At 74.1% G+C, this 17,191-nt stretch carries 12 protein-coding genes; 3 read left to right on the top strand and 9 right to left on the bottom strand.

Features of this window, described 5'->3' with window-relative positions:
* From ACIA5D_RS06560 to ACIA5D_RS06540, 5 genes are read right to left on the bottom strand one after another with little or no spacing between them, the layout of a single operon-like run.
* The gene (locus ACIA5D_RS06560) at window positions 1-1,566 is read right to left on the bottom strand and encodes an ATP-binding protein (RefSeq protein ID WP_396028841.1); all 1,566 of its coding nucleotides are present in this window, start codon (window positions 1,564-1,566) and stop codon (window positions 1-3) included.
* A gap of 13 nt (window positions 1,567-1,579) precedes the next feature.
* Window positions 1,580-2,125 carry a hypothetical protein gene (locus ACIA5D_RS06555; protein ID WP_396028840.1) on the bottom strand — a complete coding sequence of 182 codons (546 nt, stop codon included), beginning with the start codon at window positions 2,123-2,125 and terminating at the stop codon, window positions 1,580-1,582.
* A gap of 2 nt (window positions 2,126-2,127) precedes the next feature.
* Window positions 2,128-2,385, bottom strand: coding sequence for a hypothetical protein (locus ACIA5D_RS06550; RefSeq protein WP_396028839.1), 258 nt, complete (start codon window positions 2,383-2,385; stop codon window positions 2,128-2,130).
* A gap of 1 nt (window position 2,386) precedes the next feature.
* Window positions 2,387-4,159 carry a hypothetical protein gene (locus tag ACIA5D_RS06545; protein WP_396028838.1) on the bottom strand — a complete coding sequence of 591 codons (1,773 nt, stop codon included), beginning with the start codon at window positions 4,157-4,159 and terminating at the stop codon, window positions 2,387-2,389.
* A gap of 14 nt (window positions 4,160-4,173) precedes the next feature.
* A complete protein-coding gene (locus ACIA5D_RS06540; protein WP_396028837.1) occupies window positions 4,174-4,620 on the bottom strand; it encodes a hypothetical protein in 447 nt (148 codons plus the stop codon).
* 360 nt (window positions 4,621-4,980) lie between these two features.
* Between ACIA5D_RS06540 and ACIA5D_RS06535 the strand changes: the two genes are divergently transcribed.
* From ACIA5D_RS06535 to ACIA5D_RS06525, 3 genes are read left to right on the top strand one after another with little or no spacing between them, the layout of a single operon-like run.
* Window positions 4,981-6,237 carry a hypothetical protein gene (locus ACIA5D_RS06535; protein ID WP_396028836.1) on the top strand — a complete coding sequence of 419 codons (1,257 nt, stop codon included), beginning with the start codon at window positions 4,981-4,983 and terminating at the stop codon, window positions 6,235-6,237.
* A complete protein-coding gene (locus ACIA5D_RS06530; RefSeq protein ID WP_396028835.1) occupies window positions 6,234-8,108 on the top strand; it encodes a caspase domain-containing protein in 1,875 nt (624 codons plus the stop codon). The genes ACIA5D_RS06535 and ACIA5D_RS06530 overlap by 4 nt, the downstream gene beginning before the upstream one ends.
* The gene (locus tag ACIA5D_RS06525) at window positions 8,105-11,569 is read left to right on the top strand and encodes a CHAT domain-containing protein (RefSeq protein WP_396028834.1); all 3,465 of its coding nucleotides are present in this window, start codon (window positions 8,105-8,107) and stop codon (window positions 11,567-11,569) included. The genes ACIA5D_RS06530 and ACIA5D_RS06525 overlap by 4 nt, the downstream gene beginning before the upstream one ends.
* Window positions 11,570-11,572: 3 nt before the next feature.
* On the opposite strand, the gene ACIA5D_RS06520 is transcribed toward ACIA5D_RS06525, so the two are convergent.
* The 4 genes from ACIA5D_RS06520 to ACIA5D_RS06505 all read right to left on the bottom strand — a co-directional run bounded on the left by ACIA5D_RS06520 (window position 11,573) and on the right by ACIA5D_RS06505 (window position 16,839).
* Window positions 11,573-14,302, bottom strand: coding sequence for a CHAT domain-containing protein (locus tag ACIA5D_RS06520; protein WP_396028833.1), 2,730 nt, complete (start codon window positions 14,300-14,302; stop codon window positions 11,573-11,575).
* Window positions 14,299-15,312 carry a hypothetical protein gene (locus tag ACIA5D_RS06515; protein ID WP_396028832.1) on the bottom strand — a complete coding sequence of 338 codons (1,014 nt, stop codon included), beginning with the start codon at window positions 15,310-15,312 and terminating at the stop codon, window positions 14,299-14,301. The genes ACIA5D_RS06520 and ACIA5D_RS06515 overlap by 4 nt, the downstream gene beginning before the upstream one ends.
* Window positions 15,313-15,319: 7 nt before the next feature.
* On the bottom strand, window positions 15,320-16,048 hold the full coding sequence (locus tag ACIA5D_RS06510; protein ID WP_396028831.1) for a hypothetical protein: 729 nt from the start codon (window positions 16,046-16,048) through the stop codon (window positions 15,320-15,322).
* Window positions 16,049-16,272: 224 nt separating this feature from the next.
* Window positions 16,273-16,839 (bottom strand): FHA domain-containing protein, encoded by a 567-nt coding sequence (locus tag ACIA5D_RS06505; RefSeq protein WP_396028830.1) that lies wholly within the window; start codon window positions 16,837-16,839, stop codon window positions 16,273-16,275.
* Between the last annotated feature and the right edge of the window lie 352 nt (window positions 16,840-17,191).

Genomic DNA, 17,191 nt, shown 5'->3' with positions numbered 1-17,191 from the left:
TCAGTCCCCGAAGACGACGACGCGGCGGCTGCGCGATGCTCCCGCGCCCAGGTCGGCGGTGACCGGTGGCTTCCCGGCCGGAACCGCCCGGTCGCGGCCCCAGGCGCGGATCTCCTCGATCTGCTCCGGGTTGGTGCGGCTGAGCGGGAACGTGTTCGCAAAGGTGTCGATCACGGACTCGGGCCGCAGCGACTGCGGGCCGTTCAGGAAGATCTGCTCGCCGACCTCGTGCAACGCCGACTCGATGTCGGCGCCGGCGAAGCCCTCGGAGAGTCCGACGAGCTTGTCGACCAGCTCCGGCGACGGATCCTGGCGCACGTAGCGGCGGTAGTACATCTCGATGATCTCGTGCCGGTCGGGCGTGTCGGGGAGGTCGACGAAGAAGATCTCGTCGAAGCGGCCCTTGCGGAGCAGCTCGGGCGGCAGCGAGCGGACGTCGTTGCTGGTGGCCACGACGAAGACCCGGTGGCGGGACTCCTGCAGCCAGAACAGGAACTGCCCGATCAGCCGGCGGCTGACGCCGGTGCTGTCGTTCTGGCCGGCCAGCCCCTTCTCGATCTCGTCGATCCAGAGCACGCAGGGCGCCACCCGATCGGCGGTGTCCAGCGCCTCCCGCAGCCGGCCCTCGGACTGCCCGACGTACTGGCCCATGATCGCGCCGAGGTCGAGCCGGTAGAGCGGGAGCCGCCACTCGGCCGATATCGCCTTCGCGGACAGCGATTTGCCGCAGCCGGGGACACCGACCAGCAGCACGCCGCGGGGCGGGCGCAGCTCGGTGCCGCGCAGGTCGGACGACATGATCCGCTCTTTACGGCGCAGCCAGGCGCGGAGGCTGGTGAGCCCGCCGACCTGGCTGTCGGCCGGCTGGAGCTTCACCCGCTCCAGGCCGGAGAGCGAGCCGAAGTGCTTGTCCTTGAACTCGGCCAGGCGCCCGACGTCGTCCTTCTCGACGGAGCCCTTCGCGACCAGGGTGGCCATCACGTTGATGGCGGTGCCCTCGGGCACGCCGACCAGGAACTCGGCCGCCCGGCGGGCGTCCTGCTCGCTCCACGCGATCGGGACGACGCCGTGGTGATCGCGGAGGAACTCCACGATGATCTCGTACATCTCGCCGGAGTCCGGGAGATCGAGCGTGACGCTCATGCCGAGCCGTTCGAGGCCGCTCCACAGCGGGGTGTCGGTGACGATGACGACGCTGCCGGAGTTCGCGTCGGCGAGCCGGGCCAGCTCGGCGATGTGCCGGCCGGCCGTGTTGTCGTCGCTGAGGTCCTCGGGGTCGACGAAGACGACGGTCGCCTGGGCGCGGCTGGTGAACTGCTGCGCGGCGAAGTCCAACGCTCCGGTCAGCGAGCGATCCTCCTGCGCCGGGGTGTTGGTGCGCAGGTCGCGCAGGCCGGTCGCCCGGGTATAGACCCAGAACGGAAGGCTGGCCCGGCGCGGGTTCACGGCCATCTGCTTGACGAGGCGCAGCGCACGCGTCTGCTCGATGCTGTGCACGCCGATGAGCGGCACCCGGGCGGAGATATAGCTGTCCAGGTCCTTGGCGGACTCGGCGTAGTTCGACATGTCGGGCTCCGGATCAGTGAGGGAGCACGCGGCGCCGCGGCGCCGCGGTGGGGTCGGCGTCCCACCCGCCGCCGGTGGCGTGCGCCGGTCCGAGGACGGCGGTCAGCGGGTTGCTGCGGACGGTGCGCAGCCGCGCCTCGACCGCGGCGGACGGCACCCCGTTGTGCCGCATTCGCTGGATCTGCTGGTCGATCTGGTCCTGCGTCGAGCGGATCTGGTTGTCGACGAGCCCGGTCAGCCGGGTGCGCACCTGCTCGGGCAGGCCGGGCGCCGCGGCGAGCGCCCGGAACGGTGGGAGTCCCCACCGTGCGTGGTCGAGCGCGCGGGCCGCCGCGAACTCGTCGGTCGCGTTGCTCAGCTCTCGCGACAACGTCTCCGACCAGGCGCTCAGACGCCGGTCCAGGGCGGCGGTGAGCTGGTTCATCAGGCGTTCCCAGGTGTCGCCGGCGAGGTCCTCGGGCACGAGGCGTGGCAGGGCCGCCGGATCGGCATGACCGCCCTCGCCCCATTGCTGGAGAAAGGCGGACCAGGCCTGGTAGGCGCCTCCGGTGATCCACATGGTCAGTCCGCCCGGTGGCGGCGCTGGACGACGATCTCGCCGGGCGGCAGCGGGTCCCAGGCCGGGAGGTCGCGCAGGTGGCGGCGGCTGCGGCGGGTGAGCGGCTCGTGGCCGGTGTTCTGCCGCGCCCAGGGCACGTCCTCGTCGGCGGCCGCGGGGAAGAGCGGCTGCGCCCCGGCGTCCAGCGGCGACGGCGGCTGAGCCGGCGGCGGCGGGATGTGCTGCGGCGGGATCGGGTAACCGTTGGCCGGCTGGGTCATCTCAGGCTCCTGTCCGCACGCCGGCGTCGGCGACGCGCCGCTCGTAGGGTGAGGCCGCGTTCCCGGCCCGGGCGAGGTCGGCGATCAGCGCCCGTACCTCGGGTTCGCGGCCGTCGGCCTGCTTGAAGGTGTTCGACCAGTCGACGACCTCGGCGCCGGCGCCGCGCAGCTGCTGCAGCGAGTCCTGCTTGGCGCGCTGGAGCAGGTTGCGCACCTCCTCCTGGCGGGCGGCCGCGGACTGCGCCTGGCTCCACAGGAACAACCCCCAGCCACCGCCCACCAGCAGCGCGATCAGGAAGAACGCCGGGTGAACCCCGGCGCCGCAGATGAACAGCACCACGGTGACCGCGATCGGGGCGATGAGGTTGGCGCCCCACTTGTAGGCAAGGCCTTCGATGAACGGCTGCGCCGCCCGGTCCCAGTGCGCGGTGAACGAGCGCTCCAGGTCCTCCATCGGCTGGGTGAACGAGCCGGTCCAGCGGGGCAGCTGGAAGACCGCGCCCGCGGCGTTGTGCTGCCCCTCGAAGACCGCGTCGACGTTGGGCGGGAGCGCGGCGCGGTAGTCGCGGCTGTAAGCGGCGTGCGCCTGCGCGAACCACTCGTGGCAGGACGAGACCGCCATCCGCTGCGTCGCCCGGGAGACGCCGAGCTTGTCCGGCGCGAGCGCCGACGCGCTCTGGATGGTCAGGTAGTCGAGCGTCTTGTCGAGGGCGAGCAGGTCGGTGTCCAGTGCCCGGCGAGCCGCGTCCAGGTCTCCCCCATGGTGGACGACCGCCTGGTGCTGGGCGTGCTCGCGGCGCAACGGCAGCTCCTCGTCGTCGTACCCGGTGACGAGCAGGTCGAGGATGTCGTCCACCTGGTCCTCGATCCGCTCCGCCGGCATGGGCGGCTCCGCGGCCATGGCCGAGTACTTGCGGATCAGGTTCTCGTGGGCGCCGGCGCGCCCCAGCGCCGCGTCCATCTCCGGCCACTGCGGCGAGACGGCGACGAGCCGCGGGTACTTCGCCGACGAGGAGGGCGCGGCGTGCTGGTCGATCTCGGTGCGCCAGCGGGCGACCTGCGCCAGCTGCCGGGACTCGTCGCTGAGCAGCCGGGCACGCCATTCGTCGAGGCGCTCCTGGATCAGCGCCACCCCCGCCGGGCCGAACGCGCCCTGCGACACCGACTCCAGGATCATCGCGAACTCGCGGCCGAGCTTGCTCGGGTCGAGCGCGGCGAGGTAGTGCCGCAGCCAGCGCAGCGAGCTCTCGTCGCGGCCCTGCCTGCGCAGGGTCAGCGCCATGAACAGCGAGGTCTTGGCCGGGGACCGGTGGCAGGCCTCCTGCACGGCGCGCTCGCACAGCTCCGGCTGACCGGCCAGCCACGCGCGCATGGCCACCAGGACGGGCGCCAGCCAGTACCGCGGCGTCTCCATCATCAGCTGCTCGCTGACCTGGCGCGCCGTGTCGTCGGAGATGAGGCCGACGTCGAAGCCCTGGAGCATGCCGGTGGCGACGTTGCGGACCTTCTTGTAATGGCCGTACTTGTGTTCCAGCTGGCCCTCGACGACGCCGATCCGGGTCTCCGACCGCTGGACGTTCGCGGTCTTCTGGGCCTCCAGCACCCACGCCTTGAACTGGCGGGTCAGCTCCAGCAGCTCGGTTCTCGTCTCCCGGGTCTTCTGGTCGACGTCCGCCACCTGCATGCCGACTTGACCGACCCCCTGCTCCAACCGCAGGACGAGCCCTTGCACCTCGTCCACCTTGCGGCGGAGTGTGTAATCAACATCTGCCATGACCGGAACCCCTTTCAGACGACGACCGAGCCGTCCGCGAGGACCGGCCGCAGCTCTCCGCTCGCGTAGACCTCGACGAACTCGTAGGCGCCGGAGCGGACGAGCATCCGGGCCTGGGCGAACGGCTCCGGCACGACGTCGGCCGGGGCGTAGTGCTCGAGAATGGACCGCCACAGGTCGAGCCGGTGGTCGATGTAGGGCGGCCCGAGGTGGCACAGCGAGAACAGGCCCAGCGGCACGTCGCCGAACTCGCTCTCGTACTCGGCGCGGATCCACGCGGCCAGCTGGGCGCGGCTCGCCGAGTCCAGGCCCGCGTCGAAGCTGTGGACAGCTTTGACGAGGCCCGCATGCCGGGGCTTGCGCACCTGGTGCTGCGTCGGTAACGACTGCCGCGCGCCCCGGGTGGTGGCCGCACGGGGGTCGATATGTGTTTCGACCCGCCGGCGTCGCTGAAAATTCATTTCTGGAGGCAAAGCGTCCCCCTGCGCTGCTTGCCGCCGACGCGGCATTGATCATTGCCGGACGACCGGAAGCGTAGCAGCAGAATTGCACGCGTCACCAGACAGAGAATTGTCGTCAATCATTGTGAGAACGGATTGGACACAGTCGGCCCGGCGGGTGTCGGCCGAACGGCCATACCCCTATCGACCGGCCAGTACAGGGATTCCGGGCGAGCATTCCGCGAAATTCGCTCATTCCGCGGAATGCCGCCGTTTCGCGGAACAGTATTGATCAGAAGACGGCCGGCTTCGCATTCTTGTCGGCCATCCCGGCGCGTGCGAGGATGCTGCCGATGCCCCTCATTGAATGGCGAGGAATAGATGAGCGCGCAAGCCGCCTTCCAGCAGGACGAATTAATCCGAACGGATGAGGCGCTCGCCGATGTCCGGCTGATCGGCCCGTCGCCGCGCGGGGACGCGCCGATGGCGGTGACGCTCCGCTGCGGGCGTCCGCTGTTGTATCCGCTGCCCCCGTCGGACCTGCCGGCGAGGCTGCACGACCGGTCCGCCGCCACCGGTGCCCGCTACGTCGGCGCCGTGCTCGCCTTCGACCTGGACGAGCCGCCCGCCGGGTACCGGTACGCCGCCGCGCGGTTCACCGTGGACCTCGGCGACTCCGGCGCGATCGGGGTTCTCGTGCACTCCGCCGGTGACCAGTTCGGACTGGTCGCCGGCGATGCCCTGTCGCCCCTCGCCGACCGGGCCGCCGCCGCGGGCCGGCCGGGACTGCTGCGGCGCCTGGGCGTGCGCGCCGACCGGCCGGCCGCCTGGACCACCGGGGTGCTGAGCCCACGCTTCGGCTGGCGGTACCGCGACCGCCGGGACGCCCCGCTGCTCCCGCGCAGCTATGGGGTGCACGCGGTGCTTGAGGTCCCGCCCGGCGTCGCCGAGCTCGTCGGTGTCCTCGAGGCCGGGGCCGACCTCGCCGGCCCGGCCCGGCGCCGGTTCTCGAGCGCCGAGCGGGTCGCCTTCACCACGCCGCTGCCCGGGGCCCCGGCCGCGCGGTCCGCCGCGGTCCGGCTGTGCATGGCCGCCGACGTGGTGTCGTACAGCAGCCGGGGGCCGGCCGCGGCCGAGCGGGTGCAGCGCGATCTCGTCCGGATCCTGGCCGACGGGCGGGCCACGGCCGGCATCCGCCCGAACGACGTGGCGCCTCAGCCCCAGGGCGACGGCCAGTTCACCGTGCTGCCGGTCGGCCTCGACGAGGCGGCGGCGATCCCCCGCCTCCTGCGCGGCATCGCGGCGGCGCTGACGGCCCGCAACGCCGCCGAGCCGGGCGACCGGATGCGGCTGCGCCTGGCGCTGCACCGGGGCCTGGTCAAGGAGGCCGACAACGGCTGGGTCGGACGGGCCACGACCGCCGTGCACCGCATCCTCGACTCCCCACCGCTGCGCACCGCGCTGGTCGAGCACCCGCACGCGGACTACGTGCTCGGCGTGCCCGATGTGCTCTTCGCCGACGTGCTGTCCACCACGGACGATCCGCCGCCGGCGTCCTTCCGGCCGATCACGGTGGACCTGCCACACAAGGGCTTCCTCGAGCAGGCCTGGCTGCACGTTCCGGGCGCGGCCGCATGAGCCGGCTGTACGCGCTGCTCGCCGGCATCGACACGTACCGCGCCGTGTCGCCGCTCTCCGGCTGCCGCAACGACGTGCGAACGGCGCTGGCGTATCTACGCTCCCGCAGCGACGATCTCCACGCCCTCGAGCTGTACGACGACAAGGCGACCCGCGCTGCCGTCGTCGGCGGGATCCGGCAGCACCTGGGCCGCGCCCGGGCCGGCGACACCGCGCTCTTCTGGTTCGCCGGGCACGGCTCGCTCGCCCCGGTGCCGTCCGAGCTGGATCTGCTCGAGCCGAGCGGCTGGCTGCAGACGCTGGTCTGCGCCGACTCGCGCGACGGCGCCGTGCCCGACCTCTACGACAAGGAGCTGTCCGTGCTCCTCGACCAGGTCGCGGCGAGCGGCTGCCACGTGGCCGTCGTGCTGGACAGCTGCCACTCCTCGGGCGCGGTTCGCGGCGAGGTCCCCGAGGCGGTCGCGCGCACCCGCCGGGTGCCGCCGCCAGCCCGGCGGCCCCGCTCCGACGAGCTGATTCCCGAGCTGCGGCGGGGCTGGACGCTGCCCGTCCGCAGCCGGCTCGTCGCGCTCACGGCCTGCCGCTCCGACCAGGTGGCCAACGAGCTGCCGCTGGAGGGCGAGACGCACGGCGTGTTCAGCTGGGCGCTGCTGCGGGCCCTCAACCAGCTCGGTCCGGGCGCCACCTACCGCGAGCTGCTGGCCGCGGCCCGCTGCGCGGTCGAGGACCAGGTGCGGTTCCAGGTGCCGCAACTGGCCGGGGACGCGCCGGCCGACCAGCCGTTTCTCGGCGGGACCCTGCGCCGCCCGGCCTCGAGGATCACCATGCGGCACCTGGCGGGCCGCTGGGAGATCGACGCCGGCAGCTGCCACGGCGTGCCGGCCGGCCCGTCCCGGGTCGCCGTTGCCGGAGACGGGCCCGTTCGTCCGGCGCGGGTGCTGTCGGTGCAGGTCGACCGCTCCACGGTGGTGCCGGAGGACTGGTCCGCCGATCCCGCCCGGCAGTATCCGGTCGTCTTCACCGAGCTGCCACAGCCGGCCCTGGCGATCGCCGTGGACGGTCCGGTGGAGGCGTCCGCCGCGGTGGCCGGGCGGGCCGCCGGGTCGCCCTACCTGCGCGTCGCCGCCCTGTCCGAGCCCATCGTTCCCGGCCTGCGGTTCCGGCTGTCGGCGCCGGCCCGGGCCCGGATCCTCGGCGCGGACGGCGACGAGCTGGCGCCCGAGGTCGTCGCCGAGGGCCTGCCGCAGCTGGCGGAGACCGCGGTGCGAGCCGGCGAGCACATCGCCCGGTGGCGTCAGGTGCATGCGCTGACGAATCCGGCGTCGGCGCTGGCCGGGGCCGTACGCCTGGAGATCGTGCCCGCCCACCCCGGTGAGCGCACCGCGCCGCTGGACCGGCCGGCCCTCGCGCCGGACGACGACGGGCTGATCCGGCTGCGGTACCGGCGGGAGAACGGCGCCTGGGTGGGCCCGACCGTGTTCGTGCTGCTGCGCAACACGACCGGCCGGCCGCTGTACTGCGTGCTGCTCGATCTCACCGGCCGGTACCGGATTCACGCCGGGCTCTTCCCCGGCGAGTTCGTCGGGGCGCACCGGACCGGCGCGGCGATCGGCGGGCGCCCGGTGCGGTTCCGGCTTCCCGACGGCGCGACGCCGGCGCCCGGTGCGCAGGTCCGTGACTGGCTCAAGCTGATCGTCGCCGAGGACGAGTTCGGCGGCCGCCCGTTCGAGCAGGAGGCCCTGGGCGAGCCAGGCCGGCGCGGCGCGCTGCCCCGGGTCCGGATGACCCGCGACGCGGGCGCATCCGATCCGGACGACCTGTACGACTGGGCGACGTCGGCGATCGGCGTGCTCACCGAGGTGCCGGCGTGACCGGCGAGCAGGGCGATCACTGGCTGGAGCGGTACGACGAGGACCAGGACCCCGCCCACCTCGACCGCGCCGTCGAACAGTACGAAGCGGCGATCGCCACCGGCCCGCCCGGCGAGGCGCATCGCTGGTGGCACTCGCTCGGACTGGCGTATCAGGAACGCGCCGCCCGCCGCGGCGACCTCGCCGACTGGAATCGGGCGATCCACATGCATCTGCTGGTCGCCGACGCGCTGATCCCCGGAGAGGCCCGGGACACGGTTCTCGCGATGCTGTGCCGCGCCTACCTGGCGCGGGACGAGCCCGGCGACGTCGACATCGCGATCGAGACCGGCCGGCCCGCCGGCGACAGCGAGGATCCCGACATCCACCAGGCGCTCGGCTGGGCGTACCAGATCCGCTGGGACACCGACGAGAACCCGGACGACCTCGATCGCGCGATCGAGCACTGGCGGCGGGCGCTGGCGGTGGTGGCGGAGCCGAGCTGGCTGGCCGAGTGCGGCCGGTTGCTCGGCGTACGCGGCCAGACCCGCGAGGATCCGGATGACGCCGCGGACGCGATAGCGCTGCTGCACCAGGCGGCGGACGGCGGCGAGCCGTGCTCGTGGCATCTGGGCATGGCGCACCACCTGCGCTGGACCTTGCGCCGGGAGCCGGCCGACCTCGAACGGGCCGCGGTCTGCCTCGACCGCGGGCTGGCCGAGGCGCCCGAGCCGGAATGGCTGGTGACCGCCCACCGCGACCGTCTGGCGCTGACCCGCGACCGGCTGGAGGCCGAGACGGCGGCCGCGCCCGGTGGCATCCCGCCCAGCGCCGCACGCCTCCTGCAGCAGGTCGCGGAGGCCGGGGAGGTCTGGGCGAGCGGCGTGGGCGACCCCGATGAGCGGGCGCGGCTCGCGGCCGCCATGGCCGGCAGCGCGGCTCTGGCCTGGCAGGCACATCCCGATCGGGTGAACGCCGCGTGGTTCGGCGAGATGCTCGCGGCGGCCAGGGGCCTGACCGACGTGCCGCCCGACTGGGAGGCAAGCCTGGACACGCTGGCCGCGCTCGGCCGCTACGCCGAGGAGGCGCACGCCGGCGCGAACGTGCCGAGCGAGGCGCTGCCCATGCTGCTCGAGCCTCTGCTGCGGGGTGACGCCGGCCCGGCGACGCTGGAGCCGCTGCGGCGCGTCGCCCCGGTGTTCATGGCCGCGCGGGCGATCCAGAGCGGCGACCGGCGGATGCTGAGCTCCTCGATGGAGCAGCTGCGCGCCTCGTCCGATCCGGAGGACCACCTGCTCGCCGAGGCGCTCGCGCTGGTCGACCGGGGGCAGCAGGGCGACGTCACGATCCGGGCCGACCTGCGCGGTCTGCTCGCGCGCCTGCGGGAGGAGCACGTCTCGTACGTGACCAAGCAGTCGATCGTCCCGCTGCTCGTCATGATCGAGAGCACGATGGCCGGCGCGGCGAGCGTCTACCAGCCGGTCGACCGCACCCCGATCGCGCCGGGCGACATGCTCGCGGCCAACCACGCCCTGCAAGGGCTGTTCGGCCCGGCGATGGCGGCGATGACCCGGCATGACGTCGCCACGCTCCGCGCGGTCGGCGAGCGGATCGACGAGTTGCTCGGGTTCTTTCCGGCCGGTCATCTGTTCCGGCTGATAGCGCTCGGCCTGGGGAGCATGACCGGCGTCGCGCTGCTCCGCGACGAGCCCGGCGACCGCGACACCGGCCGCCGGTTGCTGCGCTGGACCGAGGACGGCCTCGGCATCGCCGGGGGCGCGCACCACCCGCGCTGGTCGGCGTTCGCCCTGGCCCGGGCCGAGTCGCTGCGGCACGCGGTCACGTGCGACCGCGCCGAGTCGCGCCGGTGGGGGCTGGCCGGCCTGCGCGGCCACGCCTGGCAGGTGTTGCTGCAGTCCGGAACCGACGACGCCGTGCTGGCGGCGGCGGACGCGGGCGCGGCGGCGTACCGGGTCGCCGGCTGGTGCCGCGCCGACGGGGCCATGGACGACCTGGTGGCCGCGCTGGACGCCGGCCGCGGGCTGGTGCTGTCCGCGGCCACCGCGTCCCGCACGATCGCCGAACGGCTGGCCGACGCCGGGCACGCCGACCTCGCCGAACGGTGGCGCTCCTCGGCCGGCTACGGCAGCAACGTGGTCACCGGTGACCCGCTGCAGGCCGTGGGTGGCGCCGCCTTCGAGGTGCCCGACGACCTTCGCACCCGGGTGCTGCACGCCCTCGACCTCAGCGCGCCCGAGCCGATTGCCGCCGCGGACATCCGCGTGGCGCTCGCCGCCGCGCCGGCCGACGCGCTGGTCTACCTGGTGCCGTCCGGCGCCGAGCAGCCGGGCGCCGCGGTCGTCGTGCCGGCCATCGGCGACATGTCGGCGCTGGTCCTGCCGGGACTGATCACCGCGCCGGGATCGGCGTTCGACCGAAGCGCCGCCGTGGTCCGCGACGCCGGCCCAGCCGTGGACAGCCCAGCCGTGGACAGCCCAGCCGTGGACAGCCCAGCCGTGGACAGCCCAGCCGTGGACAGCCCGGCCGAGCGGCCCGCCAGCACGCCCGACGACCTCTGCCGGTGGGCCTGGTCGGCCGCGATGGGCCCGCTGCTGCGCCACACCGCCACGTGGGGCCTGGGCCGCCCGGTGCGGCTGATCCTGGTGCCGACCGGTCCACTGTCCGCCGTGCCCTGGCACGCGGCCTTCCGCGCCGAGGGGTCGCGGCGGCGTTACGCGATCGAGGACGCCGTCATCTCGTACGCGATCTCCGGCCGTTCCTTCGCGGAGAGCGCCCGCCGGCCGGCCCGCGACGTGAAGTCGGTGCTGATCGTCGGTGACCCGGCCGGCGACCTGCCGTTCGCCGGGGTGGAGGCGAGCGCGATCGGCCGGGTCTTCTACCCGGACGGGACGTTCCTCGGCGTGGGCGCCGCCGAGCCCGGCACGCCGCGGCAGGTGCTCGACTGGATCTCCGACGCCGCGCCCGGTCCTTCGCTGCTCCATCTCGCCTGCCACGGCCACACCGATCCGGCGCATCCGGCGGACGCCTGCCTGCGGCTGGCCGGCGGCGTGCTGACGGCCCGGCGGCTGCTGGAGGCGTCGCGCACGGCCGAGCTCCAGATCGAGCGGGTGTTCCTGGCGGCCTGCGCCACCGGGGTCGCCGGCGCCGACCACGACGAGGCGTTCAGCCTGGCCACGGCGTTTCTCGCGGCCGGCGCCCACACCGTGTTCGGGTCGCTGTGGCCAGTGCCCGACGAGGAGACCTCGCTGCTGATGTTCCTCGTCCACCACTTCTTGAACGAGCACGGCCTGAACGAACAGCGGTGCGCGCCGGCGGACGCGCTGCGCCACGCGCAGCTGTGGATGCTCGACCCCGATCGGGAGCCGCCCGCCGGGATGCCGCCCGAGCTCGCCCGCCATTGCCGCAACCCGCGGGCAGCCGAGCCGCGCTCCTGGGCGGCCTTCACCCACCGGGGAACGTAGCGCTCAGCGGCCCTGGTGGGTGAAGCCGGCCCACGCGGTCACGTCGGCGGTCACCAGCGGCACCCGGGCGGCCAGCGCGGGCGGCATGGTCGGCGGGATCTCGCGGTCCGGGTCGAGCATCCATCGCTGGGCGTGGTTCAGCGCGTCCACCGGCCGCTTTCCCCCGGCCCGCAGGTAGTGATGCGCCATGAACATCAGCAGCGAGGTGGCGCCGTCGGGCACCGGCCAGAGCGAGCCGAACACGCTGCGCGCGCCGGCCGCGAGAAACGCCGTGGTCAGGCTGGACGCCTCGTCGTAGGCGCCGCTCGGCGTCCCGGTGGTGCAGGCGGCCAGGGCGACCAGCCCGATCGCGCTCTGCCGGCGGGTCTGCAGGATGTCCCGGGCGGTCAGCCGGCCACCGGACAGGCGCAGGTGGGAACCGTCCACTCCGGACTGGACGGCGCCATGGCAGGCCAGGTGCAGCACGGCGCCGCCGCCGGCCAGAAACCACGCGCGGACCTCCTCCGGGGTGGCCGCGGCGCCCTGGAGCATCTCGGCGGCCGGATAGAACGCCTCGCGGATGGCGCCGGCTTCGGCCAGCGCCTCCGGCAGATCGCCGGTCGGGTCGCCGACCACCAGCGCGGGCGCGTCCGCGGCGACCGGCGCGCGCTCGGCCGTCAGGCAGAGCAGACGGGCGGAGGCCGCGTACGAGAAAGTCGCCAGCTCGACCGCGCGGGTGCCGTCCCGGTCGCGCGCGGCATGCCAGGGCACCGCGGCGAGCTCGCCCATCGGCACCATGACGATCCGCGGCGCCCGACCGATCCGCCACCGGTCCAACGTGCCGAGGAGAGGACCGATCGCGGCGGTCCAGGCCCAGTCGCAGAGGCCGTCGAGATCCGCCGGCGGCTCACCACCCTCGGCCGCGCCACCCTCGGCGGCACCGGCGTCGCGCGATCCCAGGACCTGGAGATGGCGCGCCACCCGGCCGGTGGCGGCGAGCCCCGGCAGGGTCAGATGGCTGACCCGTCCGGCGGCGCGGCCCTCGGCCGGCACCAGCACCGCGTAGCCCGCGCCCTGGTCGTCGCGCGCCGCCAGGTAGACGAGCACGTCGGCGCGCACCTCGGCCAGCGCCGTGCCCACCTCGCGCGGCGTCGGCGGGTCCAGCATGTCCGGCAGCGCGTCCTCGGCGAGTGGCGCCCCGATGAGCACGGCGAGCACCTCGGCTCGCAGGTCGGCGTCGGTGTGGTCCCGCTGCCACCGGCCCAGCAGATCCGTGCGGCCGAGTCCGCGCAGCCGGGCGGGCACGTCCATGGTGACCGTCGCGGCGTACAGCATCAGGCACCGGCCAGCGTCCAGCGCGCGGGCCGCCACGGCCGGCTCGGCGTCGGCCAGGCACCAGCGGGCAACCTGTTTCGCCTCGTCGGCGGCGTGGCGCGCGGCCGCTGCCGCGTCCTCGGCGCCGGCCTGCAGCAACACCGACCAGGCGTGCCCGCGCAGCGCCCGCAGCCCGGTCTCACGGCTCGCGGCAAGCCGCCCGTCCAGCCGGTCGGCGAGGGCGAGCGACATGGCGCTCGGCGCCCACATCGGATGCCCAGGGTGCCCGGACTCCCGCTGGGCGGTCCGCAGCCGGCGCAGCGCCTCGTCCAGCGCCGGCCGGCCGGCGCCGAGCTGGTACTGCGTGCAGAGCAGACCGCCGAGCATGACGCCGATCAGCGGGGCGTGCGAATAACCCGGCGGCGCCGCGTCGGCCGCCTCGCGCAGCATGCGGACGCCCCGGGCCAGCTCGGCGGCACTCTTGAGGTCCAAGGCGGTACGCGCCACCGGGAGGGCGGCGAGCAGCAGCCGCCAGGCCCGCTCCCCGGCCGCCAGATCGGCCTCCGAGGCGCCCTCCGGCCGGGCCGTGCCGGTGGCGCCCGCCAGCAGACGCCGCATGGCCTCGGCGGCGGGGTCGCCGGCCGGCATCCGATCGACGACATCGGTCAACGCCTGCGCCGTCGCCATGGCGCCCTCGAGGTTGCCGTGCTGGGCGTCCGCCAGGCCGTCGGCGGCGGCCGCCATGGCCTCGGCGAGCAGCCGCCGCCGTTCGTCGAGGTCGTCGCGGGCGAGCATCGACCGGGCGTGCTCGGCGGCCGCGGCCGCGTCGGCGTAGACACCGTGCTCGCTGCCGCGTTTCACGGCCAGCGCGGCACGCATGGCCGGGGCCACGTCGGCCAGCGGGCTCTCCGGCGGCACCGCCTCGGCCAGGTCGTCGAGCCGGCGCAGGGCCTGGGCGCGGTCGTATCCCGGGTCGTCCCCGTACGCGGCGAGCGCGTCGGTCATGGCGTGCAGCACCGCGGCCGTGCCCGGCATCGCCGGGTCGTCGCCCGCGTCGTCGATCAGCGCGCGGACGCGGACGGTGTCGAACGGCTGCCCGAGCAGACCGGCATGCAGCAGCCGCAGCACGAGCGATCGGCCGACGGTTCCGCGGGCGAGCCCGCGGTAGGCGCAGGAGTCGTACGTCGCCAGCGCCTCGGCCAGCGTGCCGGGGCGGCGGTCGTGCACGAACCGGGCCCCGAGCGCCTGCGCCCGCACCAGGTCGAAAGCGGGGGTGGGCCGCAGCTCGGGCCGGGCGAGCTCGGCGATCAGCCGGTCCAGTTCGGCGGCGCTCCGCCCGTCCATGCCGGGCACGAGCGCGAGCGGGTCGGTGAACAGCGCCTCAGACATGTCGGTCGGTGTCCTCCAGGTCGCGGCGGCGGCTCCGGCGGGGGCGGTCACGGCGGCAACTCCTCGGCCAGGCGGCGGGCCTCGGCGACGTAGTGGCTGTCGGCCGGGAAGGTCTCGAGCCGCTGCCGCAGCGCCGCCCGCGCGGTCTCACCGGCGTCGGGCCGGCCCGCGCGCGCCTCGCTGCGAGCCAGCACCAGCAGCGGCCGGGCCGGGTCGAACACCCGGGCGCCGGTGTGCAACGCGTACGCGAGGCGGGCCACCCGGCCGGCCTCGCTCACCCGCCCGGTGAGCAGCAGCGCCTCGGCCAGCAGGACGTGCGAGCCGGGCAGCTGGTCGAACACCGCGGTCGTCCGTCCGTCGTCGTCCTCGCTGTCGTCGAGGCCGACCAGGTCTTCGGCGATGTCGCGGGCCCGCGCCGCGGCGGCCGGGGCGTCGCGACCCAGGGCGAGCAGCACCTCGGCCTGGATCCGGCGGCACGCGGTGGCCGACACCTGGTCGGGCGCCGCGGCCGATCGCAGGCGGCGCACCTCGCCGTCGATGAGCGCGGACGCCTCGGCGAGGTCGCGGGCCGCCTCGCCGCCGGCGGCCTCGCGGTGGTAGCCGGCGAACCAGGCCCGGTCGCGGAGCACCCAGGCCAGGTCGGCGCGGGCCTCGCCGAGCCGGCGCGGATCGGGGTCGCCGGCGCACCGCTCGATCTCCTCGCGGCACAGACCGACCAGCACGTCGAGGTCGCCGGGACGGCCGCAGCCGCGCAACTGGCGCAGGTGCCGCGATCGGATCGCGACGGCCGTGACCGAGCCCGGCGGCAGCGACTTCTCGGCCCGTTGACGCAGGCCCGCCCAGACCGGGAGCGAGTCGACGGCGCTGCGACCGGCGTCGCGGCGGGACTCCCACGCATACTCGATCTCGAGGGTGATCTCGTGGTCGGGGCCCAGCTGACGCCGGGCGTCGTCGCGCAGCGCGGCGAAGTCGGCCGCCTTGCGCGCCGCGCCGATCAGGGTCTGCAGCCGGGCGCTGAGCAGGCCGGCGACGTCGCGGTCCCGGTCGTCGCGCGGCTGCATGCTCCGATCACTCCGCGACTGGCTCGAGGACATCGATCGCGTCGCGCATCATGGCCACCGCTTGCCGGCGCTGTTCGTACGGGGCGCGGGAGTTGCGGGTCAGCAGATCGATGGCCTGGGCCAGCCGCCGGTTGCCCGCCGGGGGGACCGGCGCGGGGCGGAGCTCGGGGCGCAGCTGATGCAGCACGCCGTCGGTGCTGCTGCCCGGGGTGAGCCGCAGCCGGATCGCCCGGCGCAGCACCTGATCGGCCGCCTCGGCGCCGAGCCGGCCCTCCCGGATCACCAGGAGGTCCTCGATCGCGCAGACCGGCGCGCTTTGCTCGAGCGCCGACGCGAGCCGCGGCTCCCGGACCGCCCAGTCGAGCAGCACCCGGACGAGACACTCGGCGACCGCCGCGCGGGTGACCTCCCCGGCGCGATACAGCTCGTGCATCCAGCCCACCCGGTGCGGCCAGTAGCTCCACACCTTCGTCTCGTCGATCAGCCGCTGCGGGGCGGTCGCCCGGTCGAGCAGGCAGGCGACGTCTCGGACCGGTCCGGGCTCCGCCAGCCGGTACGCGTGCGGCAGCGGCTTCTTGGCATGCGGCCCGGCGACCTCGTAGAAGCCGGTCCGGGAGCCGCGCGGGCGCACCTCCGCGACCACGTCCGTCCAGGAAAGTGGATCACCATGGCCGTCCGCCAGCAGCGAATCGACGGCCCGGTAATAGCTGACCTTGGTGTTCCAATGCTTTTTCACGGACGGTTCCCGGCCGGCGAGCTCACGACGCCAACGCCCGGCGACAGTTTCACGCAGCTCCTGCAGGACGAACGGCAAGGATCACCTCGACATCAGTGGCATCCGAATACGGCTCTGCGAACAATGCCGTTACCTTGGCACGGTAGAGCATCGTCGATCTCATAAAAATATGGAAAGCGGAGGAGTTTCGCTTGGCCGTTGGTCGGGGATGACGGCCGATCGGCCTATCCCGTCCGCGTGCCCGCCCGGGGCGTGCCGGGAAGGCCGGCCGCGATGGTGACCAGCCGGACGACGCCGCCGACCGAACTGCCGAACCGCAGCCGGTCGCCGCCGTGGAGCGGGCGCTCGTCGCCGGGGACGATGCGCGCGCCGTTGCGGACCGTCCAGTTCGTCGAGTACTCGTCGCGGACGAAGGCGTGCCCCTCAGCGTCCACCCGGAGGGTCGCGTGCCGGCGCGAGACGTCATCGAAACGGCGGAGATACCCGGCATGGGGTGAGATATCGAGCGCCCGTCCCAGCACGACCTGCTCTCCACGGCGCACCTCTATCGTGTACGCCTCCGGCTCGAGCACAACGCGCAGGAGGTCGCCCGCCGAGCTCCCGCCGGACGCTCCCGCCGCGTCGTCGGCGCGGGGCCCGAGCAGGACGGGCGGCAGCGCGACGGTCTCGCCGCCCGAGGCGTCCGGGGCGTCCCGCCCGGCGACGGGTGGCACCAGACCACCGCAGATGCGGCAGGACTCTTCGTCGCCCCGGGGCGTCACGCCGCACTCGACACATGCTCGCGCAGTCATTTCACTCCTTCGTGGCCTCGCACGTCAGCCTAATGTCTGCGGGGACGCAAGTACCGGTTCGGGTGAACCATTCCGCGACATTGCCGAGATTCGCGGAACGCCGTGCTTCGCATTTCCGGGATTCGGCATTCCGGCCGGCGATCACGTTAACTCGGCGACGCAAAGATCAGCGTCTTCCACCCAGGGCCCCGGCAAAGTCGTGATGCTGTCTGGCTTGAGTGGTTCGGAGTAGAAGTGCCGGTATTGGTGGCAGCAAGACGGGCATGACCGGTTCAGAAGATCATCAAGGTTCTCTACGCCACGGTGATCTATCCGAAGTGAGCCATGCCCGCCCGCCATCATCGCTGATCTC

Source organism: Actinoplanes sp. NPDC051513, assembly GCF_044454685.1.
GTDB lineage: Bacteria > Actinomycetota > Actinomycetes > Mycobacteriales > Micromonosporaceae > Actinoplanes.
The sequence above is the reverse complement of the archived record's forward strand: the minus strand, read 5'-3'. Positions and strand labels throughout refer to the sequence as shown.